18 protein-coding genes and 2 riboswitches are annotated in these 26342 nt (G+C 50.7%); of the genes, 7 read left to right on the top strand and 11 right to left on the bottom strand.

All coding sequences use genetic code 11. The annotated features are described in order from the left end of the window. Positions 1–244 precede the first annotated feature (244 nt). Entirely contained in the window at positions 245–1852 is a 1608-nt protein-coding gene (locus tag ACO0LF_RS01035; RefSeq protein WP_423011116.1) for a methyl-accepting chemotaxis protein, read from the top strand. Positions 1853–1880: 28 nt separating this feature from the next. On the opposite strand, the gene ACO0LF_RS01030 is transcribed toward ACO0LF_RS01035, so the two are convergent. Together ACO0LF_RS01030 and ACO0LF_RS01025 are read right to left on the bottom strand one after the other, a co-directional pair. Further along, entirely contained in the window at positions 1881–3491 is a 1611-nt protein-coding gene (locus ACO0LF_RS01030; RefSeq protein ID WP_423011114.1) for a hypothetical protein, read from the bottom strand. Positions 3492–3699: 208 nt separating this feature from the next. Further along, entirely contained in the window at positions 3700–4035 is a 336-nt protein-coding gene (locus ACO0LF_RS01025; protein ID WP_423011112.1) for an energy transducer TonB, read from the bottom strand. Positions 4036–4377: 342 nt separating this feature from the next. Here ACO0LF_RS01025 and ACO0LF_RS01020 point away from each other — a divergent pair, with 342 nt between their 5' ends. Beyond that, positions 4378–4830, top strand: coding sequence for a cache domain-containing protein (locus tag ACO0LF_RS01020; RefSeq protein ID WP_423011110.1), 453 nt, complete (start codon positions 4378–4380; stop codon positions 4828–4830). 337 nt (positions 4831–5167) lie between these two features. Continuing rightward, positions 5168–7291: an EAL domain-containing protein gene (locus tag ACO0LF_RS01015; protein ID WP_423011108.1), complete on the top strand. Its 2124-nt coding sequence runs from the start codon at positions 5168–5170 to the stop codon at positions 7289–7291. A gap of 71 nt (positions 7292–7362) precedes the next feature. On the opposite strand, the gene gcvP is transcribed toward ACO0LF_RS01015, so the two are convergent. The 4 genes from gcvP to ACO0LF_RS00995 all read right to left on the bottom strand — a co-directional run bounded on the left by gcvP (position 7363) and on the right by ACO0LF_RS00995 (position 15210). Further along, complete coding sequence (gcvP, locus tag ACO0LF_RS01010; RefSeq protein ID WP_423011106.1) at positions 7363–10251, bottom strand: aminomethyl-transferring glycine dehydrogenase; 2889 nt, start codon at positions 10249–10251, stop codon at positions 7363–7365. 119 nt (positions 10252–10370) lie between these two features. Further along, complete coding sequence (gene gcvH, locus ACO0LF_RS01005) at positions 10371–10748, bottom strand: glycine cleavage system protein GcvH (RefSeq protein ID WP_423011104.1); 378 nt, start codon at positions 10746–10748, stop codon at positions 10371–10373. Positions 10749–10841: 93 nt separating this feature from the next. Further along, positions 10842–11972: a glycine cleavage system aminomethyltransferase GcvT gene (gene gcvT / locus ACO0LF_RS01000; protein WP_423012407.1), complete on the bottom strand. Its 1131-nt coding sequence runs from the start codon at positions 11970–11972 to the stop codon at positions 10842–10844. A gap of 80 nt (positions 11973–12052) precedes the next feature. After that, positions 12053–12191: riboswitch (glycine riboswitch) on the bottom strand. Positions 12192–12202: 11 nt separating this feature from the next. Next, positions 12203–12291, bottom strand: a riboswitch (glycine riboswitch). 513 nt (positions 12292–12804) lie between these two features. Further along, positions 12805–15210, bottom strand: coding sequence for a penicillin acylase family protein (locus tag ACO0LF_RS00995; protein ID WP_423011102.1), 2406 nt, complete (start codon positions 15208–15210; stop codon positions 12805–12807). Between the two features lie 226 nt (positions 15211–15436). On the opposite strand from ACO0LF_RS00995, the gene ACO0LF_RS00990 reads away from it, so the two are divergent. Both ACO0LF_RS00990 and ACO0LF_RS00985 read left to right on the top strand, forming a co-directional pair. Then, positions 15437–17248, top strand: coding sequence for an ABC transporter transmembrane domain-containing protein (locus tag ACO0LF_RS00990; protein ID WP_423011100.1), 1812 nt, complete (start codon positions 15437–15439; stop codon positions 17246–17248). Between the two features lie 59 nt (positions 17249–17307). Further along, entirely contained in the window at positions 17308–17685 is a 378-nt protein-coding gene (locus ACO0LF_RS00985) for a VOC family protein (protein WP_423011098.1), read from the top strand. 55 nt (positions 17686–17740) lie between these two features. On the opposite strand, the gene ACO0LF_RS00980 is transcribed toward ACO0LF_RS00985, so the two are convergent. Further along, entirely contained in the window at positions 17741–18316 is a 576-nt protein-coding gene (locus ACO0LF_RS00980) for a TetR/AcrR family transcriptional regulator (RefSeq protein ID WP_423011096.1), read from the bottom strand. A 107-nt stretch (positions 18317–18423) separates the two neighbouring features. On the opposite strand from ACO0LF_RS00980, the gene ACO0LF_RS00975 reads away from it, so the two are divergent. After that, on the top strand, positions 18424–19644 hold the full coding sequence (locus ACO0LF_RS00975; protein WP_423011094.1) for an MFS transporter: 1221 nt from the start codon (positions 18424–18426) through the stop codon (positions 19642–19644). 48 nt (positions 19645–19692) lie between these two features. On the opposite strand, the gene ACO0LF_RS00970 is transcribed toward ACO0LF_RS00975, so the two are convergent. Further along, complete coding sequence (locus ACO0LF_RS00970) at positions 19693–21354, bottom strand: amidohydrolase (protein ID WP_423011092.1); 1662 nt, start codon at positions 21352–21354, stop codon at positions 19693–19695. 369 nt (positions 21355–21723) lie between these two features. Between ACO0LF_RS00970 and ACO0LF_RS00965 the strand changes: the two genes are divergently transcribed. Beyond that, complete coding sequence (locus ACO0LF_RS00965; RefSeq protein WP_423011090.1) at positions 21724–23277, top strand: transglycosylase SLT domain-containing protein; 1554 nt, start codon at positions 21724–21726, stop codon at positions 23275–23277. 213 nt (positions 23278–23490) lie between these two features. Here ACO0LF_RS00965 and ACO0LF_RS00960 read toward each other — a convergent pair whose 3' ends face one another. From ACO0LF_RS00960 to ACO0LF_RS00950, 3 genes are all read right to left on the bottom strand, one after another. Beyond that, positions 23491–24492, bottom strand: coding sequence for an NADP-dependent oxidoreductase (locus ACO0LF_RS00960; RefSeq protein ID WP_423012405.1), 1002 nt, complete (start codon positions 24490–24492; stop codon positions 23491–23493). Positions 24493–24629: 137 nt separating this feature from the next. Continuing rightward, positions 24630–25439 carry an oxidoreductase gene (locus ACO0LF_RS00955; protein ID WP_423012403.1) on the bottom strand — a complete coding sequence of 270 codons (810 nt, stop codon included), beginning with the start codon at positions 25437–25439 and terminating at the stop codon, positions 24630–24632. 124 nt (positions 25440–25563) lie between these two features. After that, positions 25564–26172: a TetR/AcrR family transcriptional regulator gene (locus ACO0LF_RS00950; protein WP_423011088.1), complete on the bottom strand. Its 609-nt coding sequence runs from the start codon at positions 26170–26172 to the stop codon at positions 25564–25566. Between the last annotated feature and the right edge of the window lie 170 nt (positions 26173–26342).

Raw genomic sequence — 26342 nt, 5'->3', positions numbered from 1 at the left:
CCTCCACTCTAATTTGTCGTTTGTTTGCAAATACTTCCTCTCCAGCATGCTGGCATCACTTACAATCAAGTTACGGTCCTCCTTGCGCATCGAGGATAGGACTGCGTGATCGCCAATTATTAAAACTATGCATACCTGCCCTGAATGCAGGTGGTTGCCTGAGGTGATACCTACTAATGCCTGTTATCCCCCATGCATCTGCCCGCCATTGCGGCACACTGCAGCAAACCAGTGAGACCACACCATGAAACTCAGCACCCGCATCATCTTGCTGTGCGCCATCACCCTGTTCGGCATTTCAGTCATTTCCGCCATTTCCTTGTATTCTCTGCGTCAAACCATGATGAAGGAACGTACCGAGCAAATTTCCAATATGGTGGAGATGGCGCATGCGGCGATAGAAAAAGCCTATGCCCTGGAACAATCAGGCAAGCTTTCCCGCGAAGATGCGCAAAAGCAAGCCAAGCTGGCGATTTCCAGTTTCCATAAAGAAGAAATGTATTTCTTTGTACGTGGCTATACTGATGATTTATTGCTGGTACACCCCAAAGCTTCGCGCATAGGCGTGCCCCAAAAGGATATGAAGGAATCCGGTGACCGTTACCGTACTTCACTGGAGAAAAACGCCATAGGCGTGGTGCAAGCTGCTGGCACACGCCCTGGTGTCGAGGGGCCTGTTGAGAAAATCTATGCCGTCAAAAAATTCGCTCCCTGGGATTGGCTGGTAGGCACTGGCACCTATATTGACGACATCAACGAGGCCTTCTGGCATCAAGCTGGCATTCTGCTGGGCGTAGGCTGCATTATGATGGCCATGGTCGGCGCATTGGCCTGGCATATGACACGTTCCATCCTTGGGCAACTGGGTGGTGAGCCAGCTTATGCAGCCGAAGTAGTTGGCCATATCGCCGAAGGTGACCTGACTGCCGACATACATATCAAAGACAATGACCAATCCAGTCTGCTGTTCGCCATCAAGACTATGCGTGACAAGCTTGCTTCTGTCGTTAGCGAGGTGCGCACCGGGTCTGAATCGATTGCAACGGCTTCTGGCGAAATCGCTTCGGGCAACCTGGATTTGTCCAACCGTACTGAACAACAGGCTGGCGCACTGGAAGAAACCTCATCCACCATGGAAGAACTGACTTCCACCGTCAAGCAAAATGCCGACAATGCCAGACAAGCCAATCAACTGGCGATCTCGGCATCTGAAGTGGCGACCCAGGGCGGCAGCGTGGTAGGCAAAGTGGTGGCGACCATGGGTTCCATTAATGAATCATCGAAAAAAATCGTCGATATCATCAGCGTCATTGACGGCATCGCTTTCCAGACCAATATCCTGGCATTGAACGCGGCAGTAGAAGCGGCCCGTGCGGGTGAACAGGGACGCGGTTTTGCGGTAGTTGCCAGTGAAGTGCGCAACCTGGCACAACGTTCAGCCTCTGCTGCCAAAGAGATCAAGACCCTGATAGACAGCTCGGCAGAAAAAGTAGAAGAAGGTGGCAAGCTGGTTGCCCTGGCAGGTTCCACCATGGATGAAGTAGTTGCCAGCGTCAGGCGCGTGACCGATATCGTGGCAGAAATTGCTTCGGCCAGCCAGGAGCAAAGCTCAGGCATCGAACAAGTCAATCATGCCATCGTTGATATGGATAATATGACACAGCAAAATGCTGCCCTGGTGGAACAGGCTTCTGCTGCAGCTCAGGCCATGAATGAACAGGCAGCCAGCCTAGCGCAGGTAGTGAATATCTTCAAGGTACAACAATTAGCTGCGCCACCAGCAACTCCGGCTAGAGTGCATGTGGCACGTGCTACGCAAACCAGGCAAGCAGAACCGCGTCGCTTGCGCTGAGTGTGCTGAATGTGCGGAGAAGAAACTCTCAATCCAGGGAGTTTTGTCCAGTCAGGCTAATCACTATGCGCAGGCGCTGTAAAGCCTGCGCACTTTCTGAATAATTTGGCCCAGTATCCACATGCAGATTGACCTTGCTATCTTGCGTATCTGGATGATTTTGCGTGTTGACCAGTTTGCCTTGCTCATATCTTGACACTGTCAGAGAACGGTCATGATTCTTTTCAAGACTGACACTATTCAACTGGTTTTTATCAAAGCCTAAGACCAGCTTGCTGCTGGCGCTATCCTCGACTTTGCTATAGCGATAATTTTGCGCATTCGCGTCTTTGCCCAATACAGGTTTTTCATTCGATTTTAATTCCTGATGAAAAGCCGCACTCAATCTGGACTGCAAGACCTGGCTGATACTGCCATTTGCTGCATAGCCCTGCTCTGTGGTTTTCTGACTGAACTGAAGATTGAAATAATCACTTTCCTGTAAACGAGCAGGATTAGGCGTACTTGGCACGCCACTGAGCTTGGCATCAAAGTCAGCAAGGCCGGTCAACAAAGGCTGAGCAGTGTTGTCCCAGAAGCTGGGTACGCGGCCAGGCAATTGCGTTTTAAAGTCAGTAGCATCGTCTTCAGTATTGATTTTCTGCACCGCAGTAAATGCTTCTTTGTAGAGCGAGAGCAATTCCTTGTCTGCATTGCCGCGATCACCTGCACTATCGATTTGCCCTATGAACTGCTGTATCGCCTTATTTCTTTGCGCCGCATTACCACGCAAGCCAGAATTATCATGACTGACATCGATATTGATAGAGCCACTGGCAGACTTGATGCTGAGCTGATGATGGGATTGATCTATACTGAAATTAAGTTCTTTTTCGCCAGCCTTGATATCCAGTTTCAATGAGCTGAAAGCAAAGCTGTCGATACCAGTCAATGCATCCAGATTGATGTGCTGATCAGTGAAATAACTATTGGCTGTCTTTTCCAGGCCTGCCGCCAGTTTTTCCAGAGCCCTGCTTTCGCTGTCAGTCAGTTCTGAACTGCTGCTGGCTTCTACACTCAAACCATCTGCATTATTTTTGATGACGAAATCGACGCTGCGCCCCGATGCCAGGGTCACACTCAAGCCCAGGCTTTGATCCGCAAAATCACGCAAATTACTCAACTTGGCCTGGCTGATGTCGGCGACATTGCGGGCATCTATGCCCTGCCCGGCCTGGCTGGCAATCACGGCCTGTTTGAAGTCCCCATGCGTAGTTTGAAAATGCTCAAACAAAGCTGAGGATATGCCTTTGAAACGCCCGGCAACACTGCTTGATTTGGCATTTTGTTCAATCAGATAACTAAAATCATCATCGCCTTTGTTTTCCAGCCAATGAGTAGTTGCGACAGGTGCAAAACCAGATTGATTGTAGGTTAGCGGCACCAATACCGTACGTGCAGTGCGCAAATCCAGCTGATATGAGGGACTGCTGTCTGTACTTGCCGAGCTTGAAACACTGGAAACACTTGAAACACTAGCAGCATCTGCTGCCACAGTGGCGGGCTTGGTAATGGTGTTATTCAGATTCAAAACCTGGCTTGCACTTGATGACGGAATAAGCTGCGTGCCAGCACCAGCGCCAGAAAGAATAGTCGTCATAATAAGTGCATCCAGAAATTAAGTTCTTGCAGGTTCAATGATAAATTAACGACAAGACGATTCATTTCTTTAGCAAATTCACATCAATTTAATTTACCTGAAGCAAGAAAATCAGTTTTTCCAGGACACCAGGCATAAAAAAAGAGATGCCCAGGCATCTCTTTTACGTCTCTTGCTAGCGCAACAGATCAGCAGGAGTTCACTTAAATCAGGAAAGGCTCCATACATATTCCAGCTTGGTCCAGGCCTGTTGTGGCTTACCATCTTTAGCGCCCGGTTTAAATTTGCAGGAAGAATAAACTTTTTGTGTTGCCTTATCCAAAGCCTTGGAACCACTGGATTTTTCTACCTTGGAATCAACCACAGCGCCGTCAGGACCAACCAGCACGGACAAAACGACAGTACCGGTTTCTTCATTCATCAAAGCTGATTTTGGATAAACTGCTTTTTCGCAAGTTTGCTTATCAACAGTAGGAGCAATTTCGCTTGCAAATGCAGAGAAAGCAGAAACGAATAAGGCGGTGGCGAGGATAGATTTTTTCATGGGAATGATGAGATAGACGAAATACAGAGATGAGAAAGTAATTGCCGCACAGAAACAGATGCGTATTTTACTGCACAATTTTTCCGCAGGGCAATTCTTTTCCATCCGAATACCACTCTTGAATGTTAAAGATTGTGCCCCTCACGCCCCCTTATTGGGTCCCTTGTCGTGCCCCCTAATATCACATCAAGCTTCGCATTAAATTATGGCAATACTGGCTTGCAAGCTGTTGCTTATTAACATGAACACTTTGCCTTTTTCCTTCATCTCCACTAGTCTTAATCATGCAGCAAGTGCCAGGCCACACGATCAATAAAAATAATCATAGAGAGGGAGACAAATATGACATCCATCAAATTACTGCTTGCATTGCTGTTAGCAAGCCTATTCTCATTGGCAATAGCGGAAGACAATCCGGCAGATGCTGTTGCCATGGTAGACAAAGGCCTGGCCTATATGCAAAAAAATGGCAAGGATGCGCTGGTGCAGGAAATCAATAACAAGAACCCTGAATTCATCAATGGCTCTATCTACCTGTACTTGCGTGGTCTGGATGGCATCGTCATCGCTCACCCTATCAACCCTAAACTGGTAGGTAAAAACATGCTGGACTTGCCAGATGCCGATGGCAAATACTATCGCAAGGACATCATTGCACTGGCCAAAACCAAGGGCAAAGGCTGGGTCGATTATCGCTATAACAATCCGGTATCCAAACAGGTAGAAAACAAGACTACTTATATTTTGCGCAATAATGATGTAATACTCGAAGCTGGTATCTATAAAGCTAAATAGATTTAATTATTTTAGATTTAATTTTTTCAATCAGGCTCGCATAAAGGTATCGATAAGATCGATACCTTATTCCTCGTTTTAACTGCTCCGCTGTTTTCACTCCGCTGTTTTCACTCATATTCCACGCACCTGTTAAAACCTTGCGTGCGGCATCGCACAGACACCCAGCTCGACCTGCAGTAACTTCTGATCATGCTTCATGGCAAAAGATGGTTTGCATGGGCAAGAATTTATAGCAAAAAAAGCCTGATATTTCACCAGCTTAGATTGCCAATAACTTGCTTGCGCCTGTATTTTGCTGCTTTCACTCTGCAAATGCTTTATAAGGAACCAGTTCATGGTCAAGCGAATTCTCGTTGTTACACCTGTCATTGCTGACGCCCTGGCGCTACAGGATGCGCTGCTCAAAGCCCGTGATGGTTATTATGAAACGGCATTTGCAGACACCCTGGCTGCTGCCATTGAACATCTGCATGATAAAACCAAGCCTATAGATATCATCTTGCTTGACTGCTTCCTGCCGGACAGCAAGGGCATTGCCAGCTTTCAGCACTTATTGGCAATAGTCCCCAAAATCCCCATACTGACTATCTGTGACACAGATCATGCACTGGCAATCGAAGCTGTTGAGCAGGGGGCACAAGGCTTCCTGACCCGCGGTCATTTTTCCAGTTACCTGGTGCCACAATCCTTGCGCAATATCATTCAGCGCAAAGCAGTTGAGGACGCTGCCTTCCTGGAAAAAGCACGGGCAGAAATCACCCTCAATTCCATCAGTGACGCAGTCATAGGTACAGACATGGCGGGTAATATTGATTACCTCAATGTCGCCGCTGAACATATCACTTTGTGGAAGCGTGAAGAAGCGCAAGGCCAACCCATAGGCACGGTCATGCCACTGATACAAAGTGAAAACCGGCAGCCTAAAGCCAATCCTGTCATACAGGTATTGCAACAAGATACGGCCACCACCCTTACTCCCGGTACCATTTTGCTCAGACGCGATGGCAGTGAAGTCGCCATAGAAGACTCCACTGCGCCTATCCACGATTCCTACGGCAATCTATCCGGTGCTGTCATGGTGTTCCGCGATATCACGGCGACCCAGGCCATGGCAGTGAAAATGGCACATCTGGCACAACATGATTTCCTCACCAACCTGCCTAACCGTGCTCTGTTGAATGACCGCATTGCCCAGGCCATAGGCCTGGCCAAACGTCGCGAAACCCATCTCGCCGTGCTCTTCCTGGACCTGGATAATTTCAAGCATATCAATGATTCTTTAGGTCATGCCCTTGGTGACATGCTGCTGAAGTCAGTCACTGAACGCCTGTGCGCCTGTGTGCGCAGCTCAGATACTGTCAGCCGCCAGGGTGGCGATGAATTCGTCATACTGGTGACAGACGACAAGTCCGCCGAGAATGCCGCCTTCACTGCGGAAAAATTATTGAAGTCACTGGCGACACCGCATAGTATCAATGGCCATGAATTGTATGTCACCACCAGCATAGGCATCAGTTCTTATCCGGCTGACGGTGCAGATGCCGATACCTTAATCAAAAATGCCGACACTGCAATGTACCAGGCCAAGGAAAAAGGTCGCAATAACTACCAGTTCTTCAAGCCAGAAATGAATGTGCGGGCCGTTGAGCGGCAAGTCATAGAAGCCAATTTGCGGCTGGCGATGATACGCAATGAATTCTCACTGCATTACCAACCCAAGATCAATCTGGAAAGCGGCGCCATCACTGGTGCAGAAGCCTTGTTGCGCTGGGATCACCCACAATGGGGCATGGTGCCACCGATACGCTTTATTGGCATTGCAGAAGACTGTGGCGTCATCATCCCCTTAGGCCGCTGGGTCTTACGTGAAGCTTGCATGCAGACAAAACAATGGCAGGATGCAGGTTTAACGATTGCCGAAATCGCTGTCAATATTTCTGCAGTTGAATTTCGCCGCCAGGATTTTGTTGAGGCTGTACGCACCATCTTGCAAGAGACGGGGCTCTCCCCAAGCTGTCTGCAACTGGAAATCACTGAAAGTGTCTTGATGCGCAATGCAGAAAGCAGCATCGCCATACTCCAGCAATTGAAAGAAATGGGTATACAACTGGCCATTGATGATTTTGGCACAGGCTATTCCAGCCTGAGTTACCTGAATCAATTCCCGATTGATGTCTTGAAAATCGATCAGTCCTTTGTGCATGAAATAGGTGCTGCCAAAGCGGGCGGCGATGGCATCATCGTCAGCGCAGTCATTGCCATGGGCAACAGCCTGAAACAAAAAGTCATTGCAGAAGGCATAGAGAAACAGGGACAACTGTCATTCTTGAAAGCCCAGCATTGCGAGGAAGGCCAGGGCTATATTTTCAGCAGGCCACTGGCGGCTGATCAATTCGCTAAAATGCTGCGTCTGGGAGTGACCGCTCATGCGCCTATTCCTGTGCTGATGCCGAATTAAACGATAGTTGATGCGAAAAAAAACGGACATGCAAGCATGTCCGTTTTCGTTTTGAGCCAAACAGTCAATACTTATTCGTAATCGCTGACTGGTATGCAAGAGCAGAACAGATTACGGTCACCATAGACATTGTCTGCACGGCCAACCGGCGCAAAGTATTTATTTTTGCGCAGGGAGGCAACCGGGTAAGCCGCCACTTCACGGCTGTAAGCATGTGGCCACTCATTGGCGATCAGCACTTCTGCTGTGTGCGGTGCATGTTTCAGTGGGTTGTCCTTGGCATCGAATTCACCGCTGGCTACCTTGGCGATTTCTTCACGAATGCTAATCATGGCATCGATGAAGCGATCGAGTTCAGCCTGGGATTCACTTTCTGTCGGCTCTATCATCAGCGTGCCAGGCACAGGGAAGCTCATGGTCGGTGCGTGGAAACCAAAGTCGATGAGGCGTTTCGCCACGTCTTCATTGGAAATACCAGTCGCATCGGTCAATGGACGCAGGTCCAGGATGCACTCATGCGCCACCAGGCCATCATGACCGCTGTACAACACAGGATAATGTGGGGCCAGGCGTTTGGCGATGTAGTTCGCTGCCAGGATCGCTGTTTCTGTTGCTGCCTTCAAGCCTTCTGCCCCCATCATGGCGATGTACATCCATGAGATAGGCAAAATGCTGGCAGAGCCAAATGGTGCGGCGCTGACGGCAGAGATACCATCTTCACCACGTACATAGCCAGTAGACTTTTGGTTAGGCAAGAACTTCGCCAGATGCGCACCAACAGCAACCGGGCCTACGCCCGGGCCGCCGCCACCGTGAGGGATACAGAAAGTCTTGTGCAGGTTCAGATGGCTGACGTCACCACCAAACTTGCCTGGTGCGGCCACGCCAACCAGCGCATTCATGTTCGCGCCATCGACATACACCTGACCACCATGGCTATGCACGATGTCGCACAGTTGCTGTATGCCTTCTTCAAACACACCATGCGTGGATGGATAAGTCACCATCGCTGCTGCCAGGTTGGCGCTGTGTTTTTCTGCCTTGACTTGCAGGTCAGCCAGATCAACGTTGCCCTTGTCATCGCAAGCAACCACAACCACGTCCATGCCTACCATGCTGGCGGATGCTGGATTGGTACCGTGTGCTGAGGACGGGATCAAGCAGATATTGCGGTGTGCTTCGCCACGGGATGCGTGGTAAGCCTGGATCACCAGCAAGCCAGCATATTCACCCTGGGAACCGGCATTTGGTTGCAGGGATACGGCGTCGTAGCCTGTTGCTGCGCACAGCATGGCTTCGAGTTGATCGATCATTTCGCGGTAACCGATAGTCTGGTCATTTGGTGCGAATGGATGGATGCTGGAGAATTCTGGCCATGTGACGGGAATCATTTCACTGGTGGCGTTCAGCTTCATCGTGCATGAACCCAGCGGTATCATGGTGCGGTCCAGCGCCAGATCCTTGTCAGCCAGGCTGCGCAGGTAACGCAGCATTTCATGTTCTGCGTGATAGCGGTTGAAAGTTGGGTGTGTCAGGTAAGTCGTGCCGCGTGTCAGCGCAGTTGGATAGGCATCATTGACGCCAGCTTCTATCGCAGCAAAATCTGGTGTCGCAGTTACACCGCTGGCATTGGCAAAAATCGCCCACAAAGCTTCAACATCAGCACGTGTCACTGTCTCATCCAAAGAGACGCCAACCTGTGTTGCGCTGATCTGGCGCAGATTGTAGCCAGCAGCCTGGGCAGCCAGGTGGTAGGCAGCAGCATTGGCGACATTGACTGTCAGGGTGTCGAAGTAAGTGGTGTTGGCGATAGCCAGACCCTGTTGTTTCAGGCCGCCAGCCAGCACACCCGTCAGGCGGTGTACGCGCAAGGCGATCTGGCGCAGGCCTGCAGGGCCGTGATAGACAGCATACATGGAGGCGATCACTGCCAGCAATACCTGGGCAGTACAGATATTCGATGTAGCTTTTTCACGGCGGATATGTTGTTCGCGTGTTTGCAGGGCCAGGCGGTAAGCCTTGTTGCCTTGTGCATCGACTGTCACCCCAACCAGACGGCCAGGCATGCTGCGTTTGAATGCATCGCGTGTACCCATGTAACCTGCGTGCGGGCCACCAAAGCCCAGCGGTACGCCAAAGCGCTGGCTGTTACCAACAACCACGTCAGCACCCCACTCGCCTGGAGACGCGATCAGTGTCAGTGCCAGCAAATCGGCAGCAGCGATGACCATTGCGCCCTTGGCATGCAAGGCTGCCGCGTATTCGCGGTAATCAACGATGGAACCGTCAACGCCAGGGTATTGCAGCAAGACGCCGAAACAATCATTGTCCAGCGCTTCATTGCCAGCACAAGTGCGTACTTCTATACCCAGTGGTTTGGCGCGGGTTTCTATGATTTCGCGGGTTTGTGGCAAGACATCGGCAGCGACATAAAACACATTCGATTTGGATTTGCCTACGCGCTGTATCAGCGTCATGGCTTCAGCCGCAGCCGTGCCTTCATCGAGCATGGATGCATTGGCGATGTCCATGCCAGTCAGGTCAGTGATGACTTGCTGGAAGTTCAAGATGGCTTCCAGGCGACCCTGGGAAATCTCTGGCTGATACGGTGTGTAAGCTGTGTACCAGGCAGGGTTTTCAAAGATATTGCGCAGGATCACGCCAGGCGTATGCGTATTGTAATACCCCTGACCGATCAAAGACTTCAGTACACGGTTTTTCGACGCCAGTGCCTTCAATGTGGCCAGTGCTTCCTGTTCGGACTTGGCTTCTGTGAATTGCGCCAGTGGCAGCACATCGTGACGGCGGATATTGGCCGGGACGATGGCATCAATCAGGGCTGTGCGGTCAGCATAGCCCAGGGTTTTCAGCATGGCGGCTTGTTCTGCTTCAGAAGGGCCGATATGGCGAGCGATGAAAGCGTCATGCGCTTCCAGTTGGGTCAGTGAAGGACGGGTCATGGTATATGGGGTACAGAAGAGTAACGTGGAATATCAGGTGTAGCTATGCGGGACAAACCGCAACAGGCAAATCCATATTAAAAGAGGCAGCCACAGGGCCACCTCTTTTAACTACATAATCAGGCGATGTTCTTGGCGTAAGCTTCAGCATTCATCAAGGCATCAAGATCAGCAATATTGGCTGGCTTCAGTTTGAACAACCATGCAGCAAATGCATCAGCATTGATGGATTCTGGTGCATCGGCCAGTTCTTCATTGATGGCGACAACTTCGCCAGTCACTGGTGCATAGATATCGCCAGCTGCTTTAACAGACTCAACCACGGCGCAATCCTTGCCAGCTTCGAGTGCTGTGCCAACTTTAGGCAGATCAACGAAAACGATATCGCCCAAAGCGTCCTGAGCAAATGCTGTAATGCCGACAGTGATCGTGCCGTCTGCTTCTGTGCGTACCCATTCGTGGGATGTTGTGTATTTCAGGTCTGCTGGTACGTTCATGATGGGCTCCAGTTAAATAAATTGTTTTAAATAATAATGAGTGGCTAATCAATAGTAGTCAGTACTAACACCTTGTACTGACTGCAGATCAAATTATACGGCCAGGATTTTGCCGTTACGGACAAAAGGCAGTTTGACAACAGATGCTGCCAATTGCTTGTCACGGATAACAACATGTACAGTATCGCCTACAGATACGCCCATAGGCAAACGTGCCAGTGCAATTGCCTGTTCCATGGTCGGGCTGAAAGTACCGCTGGTGATTTCACCTTCGCCTTGTGCGCACACTACTTTTTGATGGGCGCGCAAGATGCCGCCTTTTTCACGCAGGATCAGGCCCAGGAACTGGGCGTTCTGGCCTTGTGTTTGCAATGCTTGTTTGCCAACGAAATCGCGTTCACTGACCAGGTCGATAGTCCAGGCCAGACCAGCATCAAGCGGGTTGACTGTTTCATCCATGTCCTGGCCATACAGATTCATGCCAGCTTCGAGACGCAGGGTGTCGCGCGCACCCAGGCCAGCAGGTTTGACGCCAACCGCGACCAGGGCATTCCAGAAATCAGTCACGCGATCGGCAGAAACAGCAATCTCAAAACCATCTTCACCGGTATAACCAGTGCGTGCCACCATGACTTCACCAAAGGAGGTGTCGGCCACGATAACAGCATTGAAAGGTTTGATGTCTGCGCTGGCAGCCTTGGTTTCTGGCAAGACTTCCCATGCCTTGGCGCGGGCATTCGGGCCCTGCACTGCTACGAGAGCGAAAGCGTTAGCACCATCCCGGCGCTGGGTAATGGTCAGGCCGCTATTGGTTTCTGCATTGCGGGCATTCATCCAGGCGATGTCTTTTTCTGCCGTGCCAGCATTGACGACGAGGCGGAACCAGTTTTCGCTGAAGAAATAAATGATGAGGTCGTCGATGACCGTGCCTTCAGGCTTCAACATGCAGGAATACAGGGCCTTGCCCGCCACCTGCAATTTATCGACATTATTGGCTACCAGGCCACGCAGGAAGCTGCGTACATTTTCGCCCTGCAAATCAACGACACACATATGGGATACATCAAACATGCCGCAATCAGTGCGCACAGCATGATGTTCTTCGATTTGGGAACCATAGTTGACGGGCATGTCCCAACCGCCAAAATCAACCATTTTTGCGCCAGCCGCACGATGGGCTGCATTGAGGGGAGTTGCCTTGAGTGATGTCGCTGCTTGCGTCATGAGTGCCTCATTACCAGATTGCCAGATTGAAGGGACGAACAAACGCATGCCGACGAATAAACGTCGCATGCGCTGAAATCGCATACCCCTCTGTCCTGGTACCTGAGAGATTACGGGAGCCATGTATGTTTGCTGCCCGCGCGCACCTTCGGTGGGTAGTCCGGCGAATATTTATAAAAATAAACCTATCTGCCGCTACCGCTCTCCAGAGTTGGGGCAACTTTTAACTACCCCGTTGATCGGTCCTTTGTGCCTGAGAGTTTTTTGGGTATTAGCCCCTTCGGCGGTAACTTTCGTCACGCTCTCCCGATCAAGTAGCGCGATTATATAAGGCTTGCAAGGGCTTGGGTAGTTGAGTGTGGAAATATTTACAGAAAAGTGCTTAGCTCATGCTGGAATTGTTAAATTAGCAAATAAAATTTTATTTTAAAGAAATTCTTGTATTTGCTTCCATTGCCAAATCGACTATTTAAATATACTTTCCATTTACCGCCTATATTTACCTGATAGTAAATCTCATCCTTGCAGACTGATTTGAATCTTGCATTTTGCGTGAGGCAAATATCTTAAATGCTTTTGCCAAGCTGAAATTAATAACCAGTATTCGTGAAATTATGATTGCAGGCCGGGGGTAGCCCGGCCTGCAATCTTAAATGACGTGTGAAGGTATTTGAAAATCCGAATGCTCAAACACTAGGGATCAGAAATTAGCTCACGCAATAGTTGACCACGAACGCCACTGGATTCCAGCCAAAAGCATGCTGGAATGACGTCAATATGTGCGTTGCATCATTGCCGGATTATGCTTCGGTGATGATGGTAACAGGTCCTCCTATTTCCCCCTCAACACCAACACACTCTTAGCATGCCCCACAACATCCTTCTCACTCAAATACTGCTGCACATAAGTCCCAGCCGCAAACCCTGCCGCCTGATCATTGTAGTGGGCATCAAACAAAACCCCGCTCTGCCCCACGGGATTAATGCCTAGCGCTTTCGAGGCATCGGCAAAATCAATCAGGCGTCGTGTGGATGGCCCGTACACGACATCCCAGGGTGCTGGCCCTATAGGTCCGGACAAATTATTTGGCACTTCACGCCCACCCGCAACTTCAAACGGGCCTATGTTGAATAGCTTGTCCAGCGGCTTTTGCTGAGATAAAGGATGCTTGTGCGTCAGCGTATGCGCCTTGCCCCAGGTCCATTGCTTGCTGTCGGTGCCGAAAGTTTTTTGCAAATGCGCGATGCTGTCGCGCCAGGCCAGTGCCAGGATATCGTCGCGGGTTTCCACTGCTGACGTGGCACGATTATCCCACCAGGGTGAATTCGCATCTGCGAGCAAGCGTGGCAAGGCATAATCGAGTGCGCGGGTGCGCAAGAGGTTTTTAAATTGGACTTCACCGACTTCATTCGCCATCGCCGCATAGGTGATCTGATACAGTAATTGGCTGAAGATGGTGGGCGCTATGCTATTCGCCTGGTAACTGCCATCCCATTTCTCCAGCAATTCCAGCAAACGCTTGCCGTCTGCATCAGTTACTTGCTTGCGCAAGATGGGCAAGATGGAGGGCAAAATCTGGGCAGCATAAGCTGTCTTATTATCGAGCTGCAAAGCCTGGCTGTTTTTGGTATTCCACTTGATGCCAGGCTGCGACAGCAAAACATCTAGACGACGCGCGCGCTCATTCAGATTGTAATAACCGGGTATGGCAAAATCTGCCGATGGCAGGGGCTGCTGATTGGCCGAGACAATGTAGCCACGAGCAGGATTGACCTCATGCGGATTATCGGCGAAATCAGTAAAACCAGGTTTGTCCGCTTCTGCCGTGCTGCCATCGAGGATAAAAGCTGGATTGACGTCCGTTGGTCGCTTGACCAGTTTCGCCGCAGCCCACCAGGCAATATCACCTTGCGCATTGGCCCAGACGACGTTCAAACCCGGTGCATGAATATTGCTGGCGGCATGGGCGGCTAACTCTTTGGTGCTGGCACGGTTTAATTCATAAAATGCATCGAGTACGGGGTTTTCAGTTTCCAGGAATGTCCACCACATGGCGATGGGTTTGGCAGTCAGATCTTCACCCCATGCTTCACGGAAGGCGTCGCTGATGATGGGGCCATGCGCTGATGTTCTCAATTGCAGTTTGAGGGACTCACGCCCTTTGACCTTGATGATTTCTTCGCGGCTTTGCATATCCACCCACTGCCCCTTGATCCAGACTTGATTGGGATTTTGTGGATTGACTTTCTCGGCTATAAAATCGAGATCATCATTCTGGAACATGGTCAGGGTCCAGCCAAAGTTCTGGTTATGGCCCAATAGAGCAAAGGGATTGAGTGCCTGATGGTGACCATATAATTCAAAACCCGGCATTTTGAGATGGGCTTCATACCAGACTGCTGGTGCCGAGTAAGCGATGTGAGGGTCACCCGCCAGCAAGGGCTTGCCACTGGCTGTATTTTTACCGGCGACCACCCAGGCATTGCTGCCCTCGAATTGTGGCAGGCCAAACTCTTCCAAAGCTTGCTGGCTGGTGGTGGCGATACGATTCATTTTATCCCAGTCTGTCACGCCCAATTGCAAGGGTTTGATGACACCTTCTGGATGCCAGGCCAGGTCGAAAATGCGCAAATAATCTGCGCCTAGCTTGTCACGTATCTGTGTCAATACTGGTTCAGTACGAAAGGCAGCCGCAAAGCTGTATGCCATATAGCCAGACACGGCGACCGTGTCATCGATAGTGAATGGCCGTTTGGGTATGCCCAGCAATTCAAATTCCAGAGGAGCTGCGTGCGTAACCTGATATTGATTGATGCCATCAAGATAGGCATTCAGGGCTTTGACTGCAGCAGAGTTTTTATCAAGCCTGGCAGCATAATCAGCCGCATGCTTGCGCAAACCCAGGGTACGGAATAAGCGGTCAGTGTCCAGAAGTTTGGGGCCAAGAATTTCGGCCAGCTCACCTTTGGCCAGGCGACGTACCATTTCCATTTGAAACAATCTATCCTGCGCATGCACATAACCGAGGGCGCGATACAGGTCTGCTTCATTTTTTGCTTCTATGTGTGGTACGCCGCGTTCATCATATTGCACCGTTACTTCGGCTTGCAAGCCAGTCAGCAGCTGATTGCCTGAACGCTGCACGCGCTTACCATACAAATAAACAGCAGCCGCAATGAGGGTAATCAGTAACAGACCTGTCAGTATGACCAAACTCCATTTCAGCACACGTTTCATCTGTAAGCCTTCCATGCGGTATATTGTTTTTTGATTTTACACTGATGGTCAAAATTACACTCAAGCGCTGTTAACTCATAGGTATTGACAATAGTTTATCACTGGAAAAAGACTGTTGCAGGCTATTGATATTCGCCTGCACATCATCATCTACATCTTTTGTTATTGTTTAGCCCGCGGCTTAGCCGATGCTTGCCCTTAGTTTGTCTCTCCTTTAGGACTGCGCATGACCAACCCCTCTCCCGCCGCTGACATTTCCCAGCGCAGCAGCTTGCAAACCCTCAAAGGCCTGCTCCCCTTTCTCACGCCCTACAAGATGCAATTTGTATTGGCTGGCATCGCTTTGCTGGTTGCGGCCAGCGCCACCCTGGCAATACCTTATGCTTTCCGCCAGATGATAGACCTGGGTTTTGGTGCTGGTGACCGCAGTATCAAGCATGTGGACCTGACCTTTATTGCCTTGTTTGGGGTGGCCTGCGTACTGGGCATCGCCACGGCTGCCAGGTTTTATATGGTGTCATGGCTGGGTGAAAGAGTGACGGCCGATATACGCAATGCCGTGTATTCGCATGTGGTCACGCAAAGCCCGGAATTTTTTGAAACCACGCAAACCGGTGAAGTGCTGTCACGCCTGACGACAGATACCACGCTGATACAAACCGTGGTGGGCACCAGCATCTCGATGGCTTTGCGCAATTTCCTGCTTTTCCTTGGCGGCCTGGTCATGCTATTCATTACCAGCCCTAAACTGTCGTCCATCATCATCGTCATGCTGGCGGTAGTGGTCTTGCCCATCATCCTGTTTGGCCGACGCGTGCGCACGCTGTCGCGTGATTCGCAAGATCGGATTGCCGATGCATCGGCAATTGCAGGTGAAATTTTGAATGCCATGCCAACCGTGCAAGCCTTTACCCATGAGCATATAGAGGCGCAACGTTTTTCTGGCACAGTGGAAGGTGCTTTCAAAACCGCCATGCGCCGCATACGCGCCCGCTCACTGTTGACAGTCATGGCTATCTTGCTGATCTTTGGCGCGATTGTTTTTGTCTTGTGGCTAGGTGCGCATGCCGTCATGCAAGGTCGTATGAGTGGTGGTGAGCTGGGTCAATTTATTTTGTATGCATCCATCGTTGCAGGTGCTGTTGGTGCACTGTCTGAAGTCATGGGTGACGCCCAGCGTGCTGCCGGCGCAACCGAGCGTTTGCTGGAATTGATTGAGGTCAAGTCACCGATACAAAATCCAGTAAAAGCACTGAATTTGCCTACTCGTGCCGAGCATGACCCCAGAGGGGCGGCGCTGTCATTGCAGGGTCTGGAATTTCACTATCCTTCACGCCCCAATACTGCAGCCTTGCTGAACCTGAACCTGGATATACAGCCTGGCGAAACTGTCGCCATCGTTGGCTCTTCTGGTGCGGGCAAGACGACGCTGTTCCAGATGCTGCTACGTTTTTATGATCCGCAGCAGGGCAGGATCACACTGGACGGTATCAATATCCGCGAATTGAATTTGCATGAACTGCGTGGCGCGATAGGCGTAGTGCCGCAAGATACCGTCATCTTTTCAGCCAATGCTCTTGAGAATATACGCTATGGCCGTGCCGATGCCAGTGATGCAGAAGTGATAGCAGCGGCAAAAATGGCAGCCGCGCATGAGTTCATAGAAAGGCTGCCGGAAGGCTATCTATCCTTCCTAGGTGAACGCGGCGTGCGCTTGTCTGGTGGACAAAAACAAAGGATAGCCATTGCCCGCGCCCTGCTGAAAAATCCCCCATTGCTATTGCTGGATGAAGCCACCAGCGCACTGGATGCAGAATCTGAACGCCTGGTGCAAGGTGCGCTGGAAGTCGCCATGCAGGGCCGCACTACCCTCATCATTGCCCACAGATTGGCTACTGTGCAGCGTGCCAACCGTATCATCGTCATGGAACATGGTCGTATTGTGGAAACCGGCACCCATGCCTCGTTGGTCGAGCAAGGTGGGGTCTATGCCAAACTCGCGGCATTGCAATTTGATTTGCATAGAAATGAAGAATAGCAATCGATCAATAAAGCATGGCAAAATAGCCAACTCATCACCCACGCATAAAGGAGACCATGATGATAGGCTACATTACCCTAGGCACAAATGATATCGAACGTGCCGCTGCTTTTTACGATGCATTGCTCGCGGATGCTGGTGCCCGGCGCCAGATAAATCTGGAAGATTTTATTACCTGGGGAGCCAGCCCTAAGCATCCAGCGCTGAGTATAATCAAACCATATAATGGCGAAGCGGCCACTCCAGGCAATGGCAACATGGTCGCCCTCGTGATGAAAACCAGAGAGCAAGTTCAGGCTGTACATAAAAAAGCACTTGAACTGGGCGGCAAGGATGAAGGTGCGCCAGGCCCAAGAGGTGACAGCGGTTTTTATGCCGCTTATTTCCGCGACCTGGATGGCAATAAACTCAATGCATTCTGCATGGGTGGTTAAGTTTTTGCTGGCTGTTGCAAGTCGCTCAATTTGCAACAGCCTACGATCAATGCATTTAATCGCTCGCCGTTTCAAGTGCAGCAGCAACCACAGCAAGTATGCGCTGGGAAAATTCTTCATCCTCCGCCACACGTGCCAGCACGACTGCCCCCACCATACTGGCCAAAGCCAGCATAGCCTTATCCTCTCTTTTTTCTTTCGTCTCGCCAGGCAGCAAGTCCGCCAGCACAGCCATCAAATCATGTGCACCTTTATCGGCAGCTTTGCGCACGGTTTCGTTTTGCCGGGCCATGTCTGAGCCCAGTGCCGCCAGGGCACAACCCCTGCCTGGCTTGTCCCTGTGCGCGGGAGACAGGTAATCATTGGCAATGCGTGACAAGGCAGTATCCGGGGATTCTGTCTGCCACTTCTTCCAGCGCTCTGCCGAACGACCCAGACTCAGTGCGCAGGTTTGCGCAATCAGGTCTTCTTTGGAAGAAAAGTTTCCATAAAAGCCACCGTGAGTCAGGCCCGCTCCCTTCATCAGATCGACCACGCTGACACCATCATAGCCACGCTCCCGAAATAGCTGTGAAGCTACATCCAGGATGCGCTGGCGATTTTCATTTGCCTGCTCTCGACTGACTTTCATGACGCTACTCCTTAATAAATTCTCTTGACATCATAAATTATAAACGTAATATATACAATCATGATGGTCATCATTTAAAATCAAATCTCCCATACACGGAAACCAATATGGATACCAGGAACAATCTATTGAACAAATACCCTGCCATCTGGCTGGTATTGCTGGGCACTGCTGGCACTTTTGCCCTGACCATGGGCACCAGGCAAAGCATGGGGCTGTTTCTCAGCCCCATGAATACCTCCACTGGCCTGGGAGTAGGCAATATCAGCCTGGCTTTCGCCTTTGGGCAATTATGGTGGGGTCTGACGCAGCCATTCGCTGGCGCTTTTGCAGACAAAATGGGTGCTGGGCGCGTCTTGTGCGTCGGTATCGTGCTGGTGGCATTAGGTACTTTCATCACGCCGCTGATGACGACCACGGCAGGCCTGATCTTTGCAATAGGCATGCTGGCGGCAGGCGGTGCAGGCATGGCCGGGCCTGCTGTGTTGATGGCGACCGCCACCCGCATGATCCCGGCAGAAAAGCGTGGCATTGCGACTGGCATTGTCAATGCAGGTGGTTCTTTTGGCCAGTTTTTAATGGCGCCAATCGCCATCACGCTCATGGGTTTGTATGGCTGGAATAATGCCATGCAGATCATGGGCTTACTGGTTTTGCTGGCTCTGCCCGCTGCCTACCTGTTGCGCGGCAAACCCGTGCAAACCGCCAGTGCAGGACAAGCACCTGTCAGCACTTCTAAAGCGATCGCTATTGCCCTGAAAAATCCCAGTTACCTGATGCTGGCGGCTGGCTTTTTTGTCTGTGGCTTCCACGTGGCTTTCCTCGCCACCCATTTGCCAGGCGTGATAAGTCTGTGTGGCTTGCCTGCAGAATTTGGTGGCTGGGCGCTGGCCATGCTGGGCTTGTTCAACATCATAGGCAGTATCTCCATGGGTTGGGCAGTCGGTAAATGGCGCATGAAATCATTGCTGTCCTTGCTGTATGCGACACGTGCCATCGCCATCACCCTGTTTTTGCTGACACCTAAAACTGGCACTGTTGTACTGATGTTTGCCGCGATCATGGGGCTGACTTTCCTGTCCACAGTACCGCCAACTGCCGGCCTGGTTGCCAAGTTGTTTGGCCCGGCAAATATGGCCAGCCTGTTTGGCATCGTCATGCTGACGCATCAACTAGGTGGCTTCCTGGGAGTCTGGCTGGGTGGCAAGGTGCTGGAGGCAAACGGCAATTTCAATTTGCTCTGGTATATCGATATCACCCTGGCCGTCGCAGCAGCATTGGTGCACTTGCCCATACAGGAAAAACAATTGCAGCTGCAGGCGGCGTGAACCGCACTGCAGCCATCATGAAAGCAGGCCTTATTTAGTTTACTTAGTTTATTTAGTGGCTGAATAAACCTGCTTACCTGCTACCCAGGTTTGCAAGACCTTAATCTTGTAAATATCGGTGGCAGGCATGTTCAGCATATCCTGGTCTATGAGGATAAAGTCGGCCCATTTACCTGCTTCCAGCGTACCCAGGGTATTTTCCTGATGTGCGGCATAGGCAGCGTCAACGGTAAAGCAGCGCAAGGCTTCTTGTAGTGTCATGGCTTGATTGGCATACCAGCCTTGTGCGGGTTTGCCCGCCATATCCTGACGGGTAACCGCTGCATGGATGCCCCAGAATGGATTAGGGGATTCTATAGGGAAGTCAGAACCACAAGCAATGCGCGAACCCTGTTTAAGGAAACTACGCCAGGCATAAGCCCCCTTGATGCGCTCTACCCCTACCCTGTCCTCTGCCATATTCATGTCCGATGTCGCATGGGTAGGCTGCATGGAGGGCAAGATACCCAGTTGCTTGAAACGAGGAATATCATCCAGTGCCACGACCTGCGCATGCTCTATGCGGTGACGCAAGCTGGCAGATGCTGACGCAGGCAAGCGGGCAAAGCCATCCAGTATCTGACGGTTACCAGCATCACCGATGGCGTGCACATTGACCTGATAGCCTTTGCTGGCGGCTTTTTCTATCATCGCATACATCTCATCGGCAGTCTTGAACAGCAGGCCATGCGTATGCGGCGCATCTGAATACGGCGCCGTCAAGGCCGCGCCACGACTGCCTAGCGCGCCATCAGCAAACAGCTTGACCGCACGCAAAGAATAAAAATCATGTCCATATGTCAGCAAGGGGCCTTGTTGCGAAACTTGATCAAAAAATCCGTCGGTACCACGCACCATGCCATAGATACGTGTCGTCAACTTGCCCTGGTCTGCATATTCACGGAATAATTTGTCGGCAGATTCAGAAACACCAGCGTCATGCACGCTAGTCACACCGACCTTGGCCAGCTCCAGCAAGGCCAGGTCCAGGGCGGCTCTTTGCTCGGCATTCGATGCAGTTGGCACGACATTATCGACCAGGCGCATTGCAGCATCAACGAGGATGCCAGTGGGTTTGCCCTGGGCATCTTTTTCTATTTTCCCGCCAACCGGATCCGGTGTATTTTCTGTAATACCTGCCAGTTGCAAGGCCTTGCTATTGGCCCAGCCAGCATGACCATCTACCCTGGATAACCAGACCGGGCGATCTTTGACTACGACATCAATTTCTTGCGCATTCGGGAAACGACCCAGCTTCCAGTTAGCCTGGTTCCATTCACCACCGATGATCCACTGGTTCAAGGGAAAACGAGCTGCATAATCAGCAATCGCCTTTTGCGCAGCAGCCAGATTGGCCGTAGTGCGCAAACTGAGCTGCATCTGACTTGCCCCCAAACTGAAGACATGGCCATGTGCATCTATCATGCCTGGCAACAAGGTTTTACCACCGCCATCAATATGTCTGGCTTTGGGCAAGCTGGCTGCCAGATCAGCAGAATTGCCAGTGGCAATGATCTTGCCAGCATCATCAAATGCCAGGGCCTGAAACTGCTGCAACTGCGCCCCTTTCAGGGTATAGCCACGGACATGATCGATGATCGTTTCGGCCGCAGCCATGCCTGCGCTCAAGCTTGCAATTGCCACTATCAAAGGCTTCAATGTGCTGTACATAAATCAAATCCAGGAGATAAGAAAAGAAGAGCGTATTGTATTTCAATATGCATTGATAATTTAGATATAGCAAAGAGCAACGCCAGTCTGCTTTCATTCTTGTCATATGACAAAGCAGCATATTCTTGCCACAATAAAAATCCAGATTTAGATGCTATTACGCGACATTCAAATGGTTTTGATGAAAATTAAATGTATTTACCCTCACTTCCATTAAAGGAAAAGTAAAATCCAAAGGGATATCCATGTAACAGATGTAAAACTTGTCATGTAAATGACATTTATCTTGACGCTACAAACGGCACTTGCGTACACTCTCACGATCCTGCAATCCACGTCGACTATGGTCGATTAGACAATTCATTGCCTATGAAACGATTCCGACTAAGCACCCCAAGCATATTGACCGCCGCTCTACTAGCTGGCCTGGCTCCACAAATATGTCTTGCTGACGCTCTTCCCCCAGTTTTTTCCCTCGTATCCGCGCCAGAAACTACCAATGCAGCACAAACTGCCAGTCAGGCTGCCAGTCAAGAGTTACCTGCAGACGTCGCCAATTTTGATTACACTGACAAGACCACAGATTTGTGGGATAGAGTGCGCGCAGGTTATGCCATACCCGACCTGGAAAACCAGCTGGTAGCAAATCAGCTGGCCTGGTACGGCACCCGTACAGAATATATTTTGCGCACGGTACAGCGCGGTTCCCGCTATCTCTACCATGTGGTGGAAGAGCTGGAAAAACGTGGCATGCCCACCGAACTGGCTTTATTGCCTTTCATCGAATCCGCTTTCAATCCTCAAGCAATTTCCACCGCCAAGGCAACCGGCATGTGGCAATTCATGGCAGCGACAGGTCGTGACTTCAACCTCAAGCAAACCATGTTCAAGGATGACAGACGCGGCGTCATTGACTCCACCGATGCTGCCTTGAACTATCTGGAAAAGCTGTATGGCATGTTTGGCGACTGGCAACTGGCCCTGGCAGCCTACAATTGGGGCGAGGGCTCAGTCCAGCGCGCTATCAAGAAACAACAGGCACTGGGCTTGCCGATAGACTTCCAGAGTCTGTCCGTGCATATGCCAAATGAAACAAAAAATTACCTGCCCAAATTGCAGGCCGTTAAAAATATCATAGGCCACCCTGAACAATTCAACCTGGCCCTGCCCAGGCTGGATAATCAGCCTTACTTTGTGACCGTGGAAAAAACCCGTGATATTGATGTAAGGGTTGCGGCACAACTGGCAGAGCTTTCCATCGATGAATTCAAGGCACTGAACCCGCAATTCAGCCGCCCTGTGATTACTGGCAGCAGCAGTACCAAGATCTTGCTTCCTACTGATAATGCGGCCCTGTACAAAGCCAACCTGAACAAATGGCAAGGCCCTTTGTCCAGCTGGTCCGCCCATACTGTGCAAAAGACTGAACGCATAGAATCATTGGCCAGCAAATTGGGTTTGAAGCCTGAGGTTGTGCGCGAGGTAAATCTGATCCCGGCAAAAATGATGATCAAGGCTGGCTCCACCCTGCTGGTGCCCAAGTCAGACAAAACACCCGATCATGATATTTCGCTGGAAATCGCGGAGAAAGCCCAGATCGTCATAGAGAAAACGGCTACCCGCCAAGTCAGTTACAAAGTTAGCAAACACGATAACCTGGCTGGCATTGCCAAACGCTTCCGCGTCAGTGTTGCAGAATTAAAAACCTGGAACCATCTGAAGCGTGAAAATCTTGCCCATGGCCAGACCTTGCATATACAAACGCCAGTTGTCACTCAGGTAAACCAGACCAATATACTGGCAAGTGCAGGTGGCCGCCATGCTGCACAGACACCTAAAATTGTCCACCACTCAGTCGCGCCTGCACGCCATGGCAAGACCCTGCTTGCCAACCTGAAGGCCAGCAAAAAGAAACACAGTTGATCAAGCTGCTCGGGCAGGGATTCCGGTAGGGTCGCCTAGCCAGATTCACCCAGACCAAGCCCCTTGACAGCTTCGATGCAAAATGCAAAGCCCTCACATGCAAATGGGAGGGCTTTGCACTCCGACCTAGCCTCCATACAAAACACCTGCAGGTCGACCCGGCAATCAGGAAATAAGCTGCAATTGACTCCACCTGCAAACAGATCTTGCCCCCTACCGGATCTTGATAACGACCTTACCTTTTGCACGTCCACTTTCGACATACGCCATAGCCTCGTTACTTGCTTCAAATGGAAAAACCTTGTCTATCACTGGACGGATAGCTCCGGCATCGATGAGAGAAGTAATCTCACGCAATTGCCTGCCGTGCGCTTTCATGAACAGGAAAGAGTAGCTTATATTGCGACGCATGGATTTCCTCCTGACGCTAAAGCTCAGCAGGCGGATGATCAATCTCACGAACCACGGAGCGCCAATTTCTTCCGCAAATGCTGTGTCCGGTGGCCCAGAAATTGAAATGAGTTTCCCTCCGGGTTTTAGTATTTGCAGTGATTTTTCCAGCGTCTGTGCATCCTGGCTATTCAATACAACATCGTAATCCTGCAGGATTTTTTCGAAATCCTCTTTCTTGTAATCGATAACAACATCTGCACCCAGACGCTTCGCCAAATCAATATTCGCAGTACTGGTTGTGGTGGCGACGAATGCACCCAGATGCTTCGCCAATTGAATCGCAAATGTTCCCACACCACCGGATCCGGCCTGGATGAATATCTTTTGCCCTTGCTTCAAATTTGCTTTCTCAACCAGCGCTTGCCATGCAGTTAAACCTACCAGCGGGATAGAGGCCGCCTCTTCCATGCTTAGAGATGCTGGTTTCATCGCCAGCGAGTCTTCCTTGATGGCGATGAATTCTGCAAAAGCACCGATCCTGAAGTCATCTGGCCGGGCATAAACTTCATCGCCCAACTTGAACTGCCGTACTTTGGAACCTATTTTGACCACTACTCCTGCAGCATCATGGCCCAGAATGAGTGGCAAGCGATAAGGCAGGATGAGTTTAAATTCACCATCCCGTATCTTGGCATCCAGCAGATTGACGGCAGCGGCATGGATCTGGACCAGGACTTCATCCTCCCGTATTTCCGGAACTGGCATTTGGCCAATTCGCAGCGCACTCTTTTTTTGGTATCGATCGACAATAAAAGCTTTCATCATGAATATGACTCCAATCTGTTTAAAATAATTTCTCGCAAAAATCTGGCCGTCAGTTGCTGACGCGGGATGCTTTACATATCCTCTGAACTGACTCATGCCCCCCCTGAACAAGAGCCAGGATACAAAAATCGCGTCTAAGCTTCTAGCCGCAGATCTCTACGTATCCCGGCATCCATCAGAGCAGCTGGCGCAAATGTGCGCAACAAGCGCAAGCGATTCGCCAGACGGCCTGCGGTGTAACGCAATTTGGGATGCTGTACGCTGGCAGCCTTCAACACCGCCTCAGCGACGACCTCAGGCCCTTCAGCTGCCTCCATTACTTCTTTAATCCTAATATTCACTGCGTCCCGAATTTCGCGATACTCCTCCATCTTGGTGTCTGGTTCCAGCATGTTCACGTCGAATGCTGTCCTGGTGTATGCCGGCTCAATCACTGTGACGCGGATACCTCTGGTGCGCAGTTCATGGTCCAGGGATTCGGAATAAGCTTCGACTGCGTGCTTGGTGGCAGCGTACAAAGCTCCGTAAGGCATGGGCAAAAAGCCCAATACCGAGCCGATGTTGACGATGCGACCCGCTCCCTGACGTCGCATATGAGGCACGACTGCCTGGGTTACCCTCAAGATTCCAAAAAAATTCGTATCAAAAATCGCCTGAGCCTGCTCTATGGAAACCTCTTCTGCCCCGGCAGGGGCGATCCCTATCCCGGCATTATTGACAAGCAGGTCTATACGACCACTCAAACGTATGACCTCAGCGATTGCCGCCTCTACAGATACTCCGCTGGTCACGTCCAGTGACAGCATCTCGTAGGATCGTTGCCCCGTTGCGGCTCCCCGGCGACTGGTGCCGTAGACCTTATAACCAGCTTTTGCCAGGCTCCTGGCAGTAGCTTCGCCTATGCCCTGTGAGGCACCTGTCACCAGCGCAATTTTTTTACTCATCATATTCTCCAATCTATATAGATTATGTATTTAGCCGTAGTAAGGCTTTAATTTCACAAAATATGATGCTCATCATATTTTAAAGCAAACAAAACCAGCATGAGCTGCCAAACATCTACCTCAATCAGCTATCCGCTGAAATGAGCTTTTCCCGCGCCGCATCGAGAAAACTTTCGGATAACTTGAGGTCATCAACAGCCCGTGCCAGCAGCATGCTACCAACCATGGTAGCGACCATCATCAGTGCCTGTTCATGCGCCCCTGGCTGTCCCCAGTTTGGTAGTTGACGCGCAACGACGTCTATCATCTCCTTGATACGGCGGGTAGCTGCACGCCGCACCTCCGGTGCCTGCCGGGGCATCTCCGAACCCAGTGCACTTACCGGGCAACCAGTCTCTATGCTTTCGAAATGTTCCTTCGACAAATACGCCCTTACCAATGCTTGCAATGCCTGCTCTGGCGGTACCGCAGCGGCAATGCTGGCGGAAGCGGCCACTGCTTCCGCACCTGCTCTATCCGCCGCTTCAGCCAGCAATGCTTCGCGTGAGGAAAAGTGACTATAGAAGCCGCCGTGTGTCAAGCCGGCTTCCTTCATGAGGTCAGCGACACCGGTGCCATCATAGCCACTACGTCGTATTGCACGCGCAGCAACTTCAACGATCCGTTCGTGCGTAATTTCCTTGCGACTAAGGTTTTTTTGCTTAGATGATTTATTTTCCATGACGGTCATCATATACCATTTCAGAATAAGTCGCTGGGTAACTCATTAAAATATCCAGAACTCAATTCATTAGGATTTATGCAAAACTGCCCTGGCAAGACGTGGCAACGAAGACAGTACTCTATACACGATCAGGAGCTGCAACGCAGCTGGCGGCGGGTTTGCATAGCTGGTATTCATGG

The sequence above is a fragment of the Undibacterium sp. Di27W genome (assembly GCF_049340345.1).
GTDB lineage: Bacteria > Pseudomonadota > Gammaproteobacteria > Burkholderiales > Burkholderiaceae_D > Undibacterium.
Note: the sequence above shows the minus strand (reverse complement) of the source record. Positions and strands in the feature narration are given on the sequence as shown.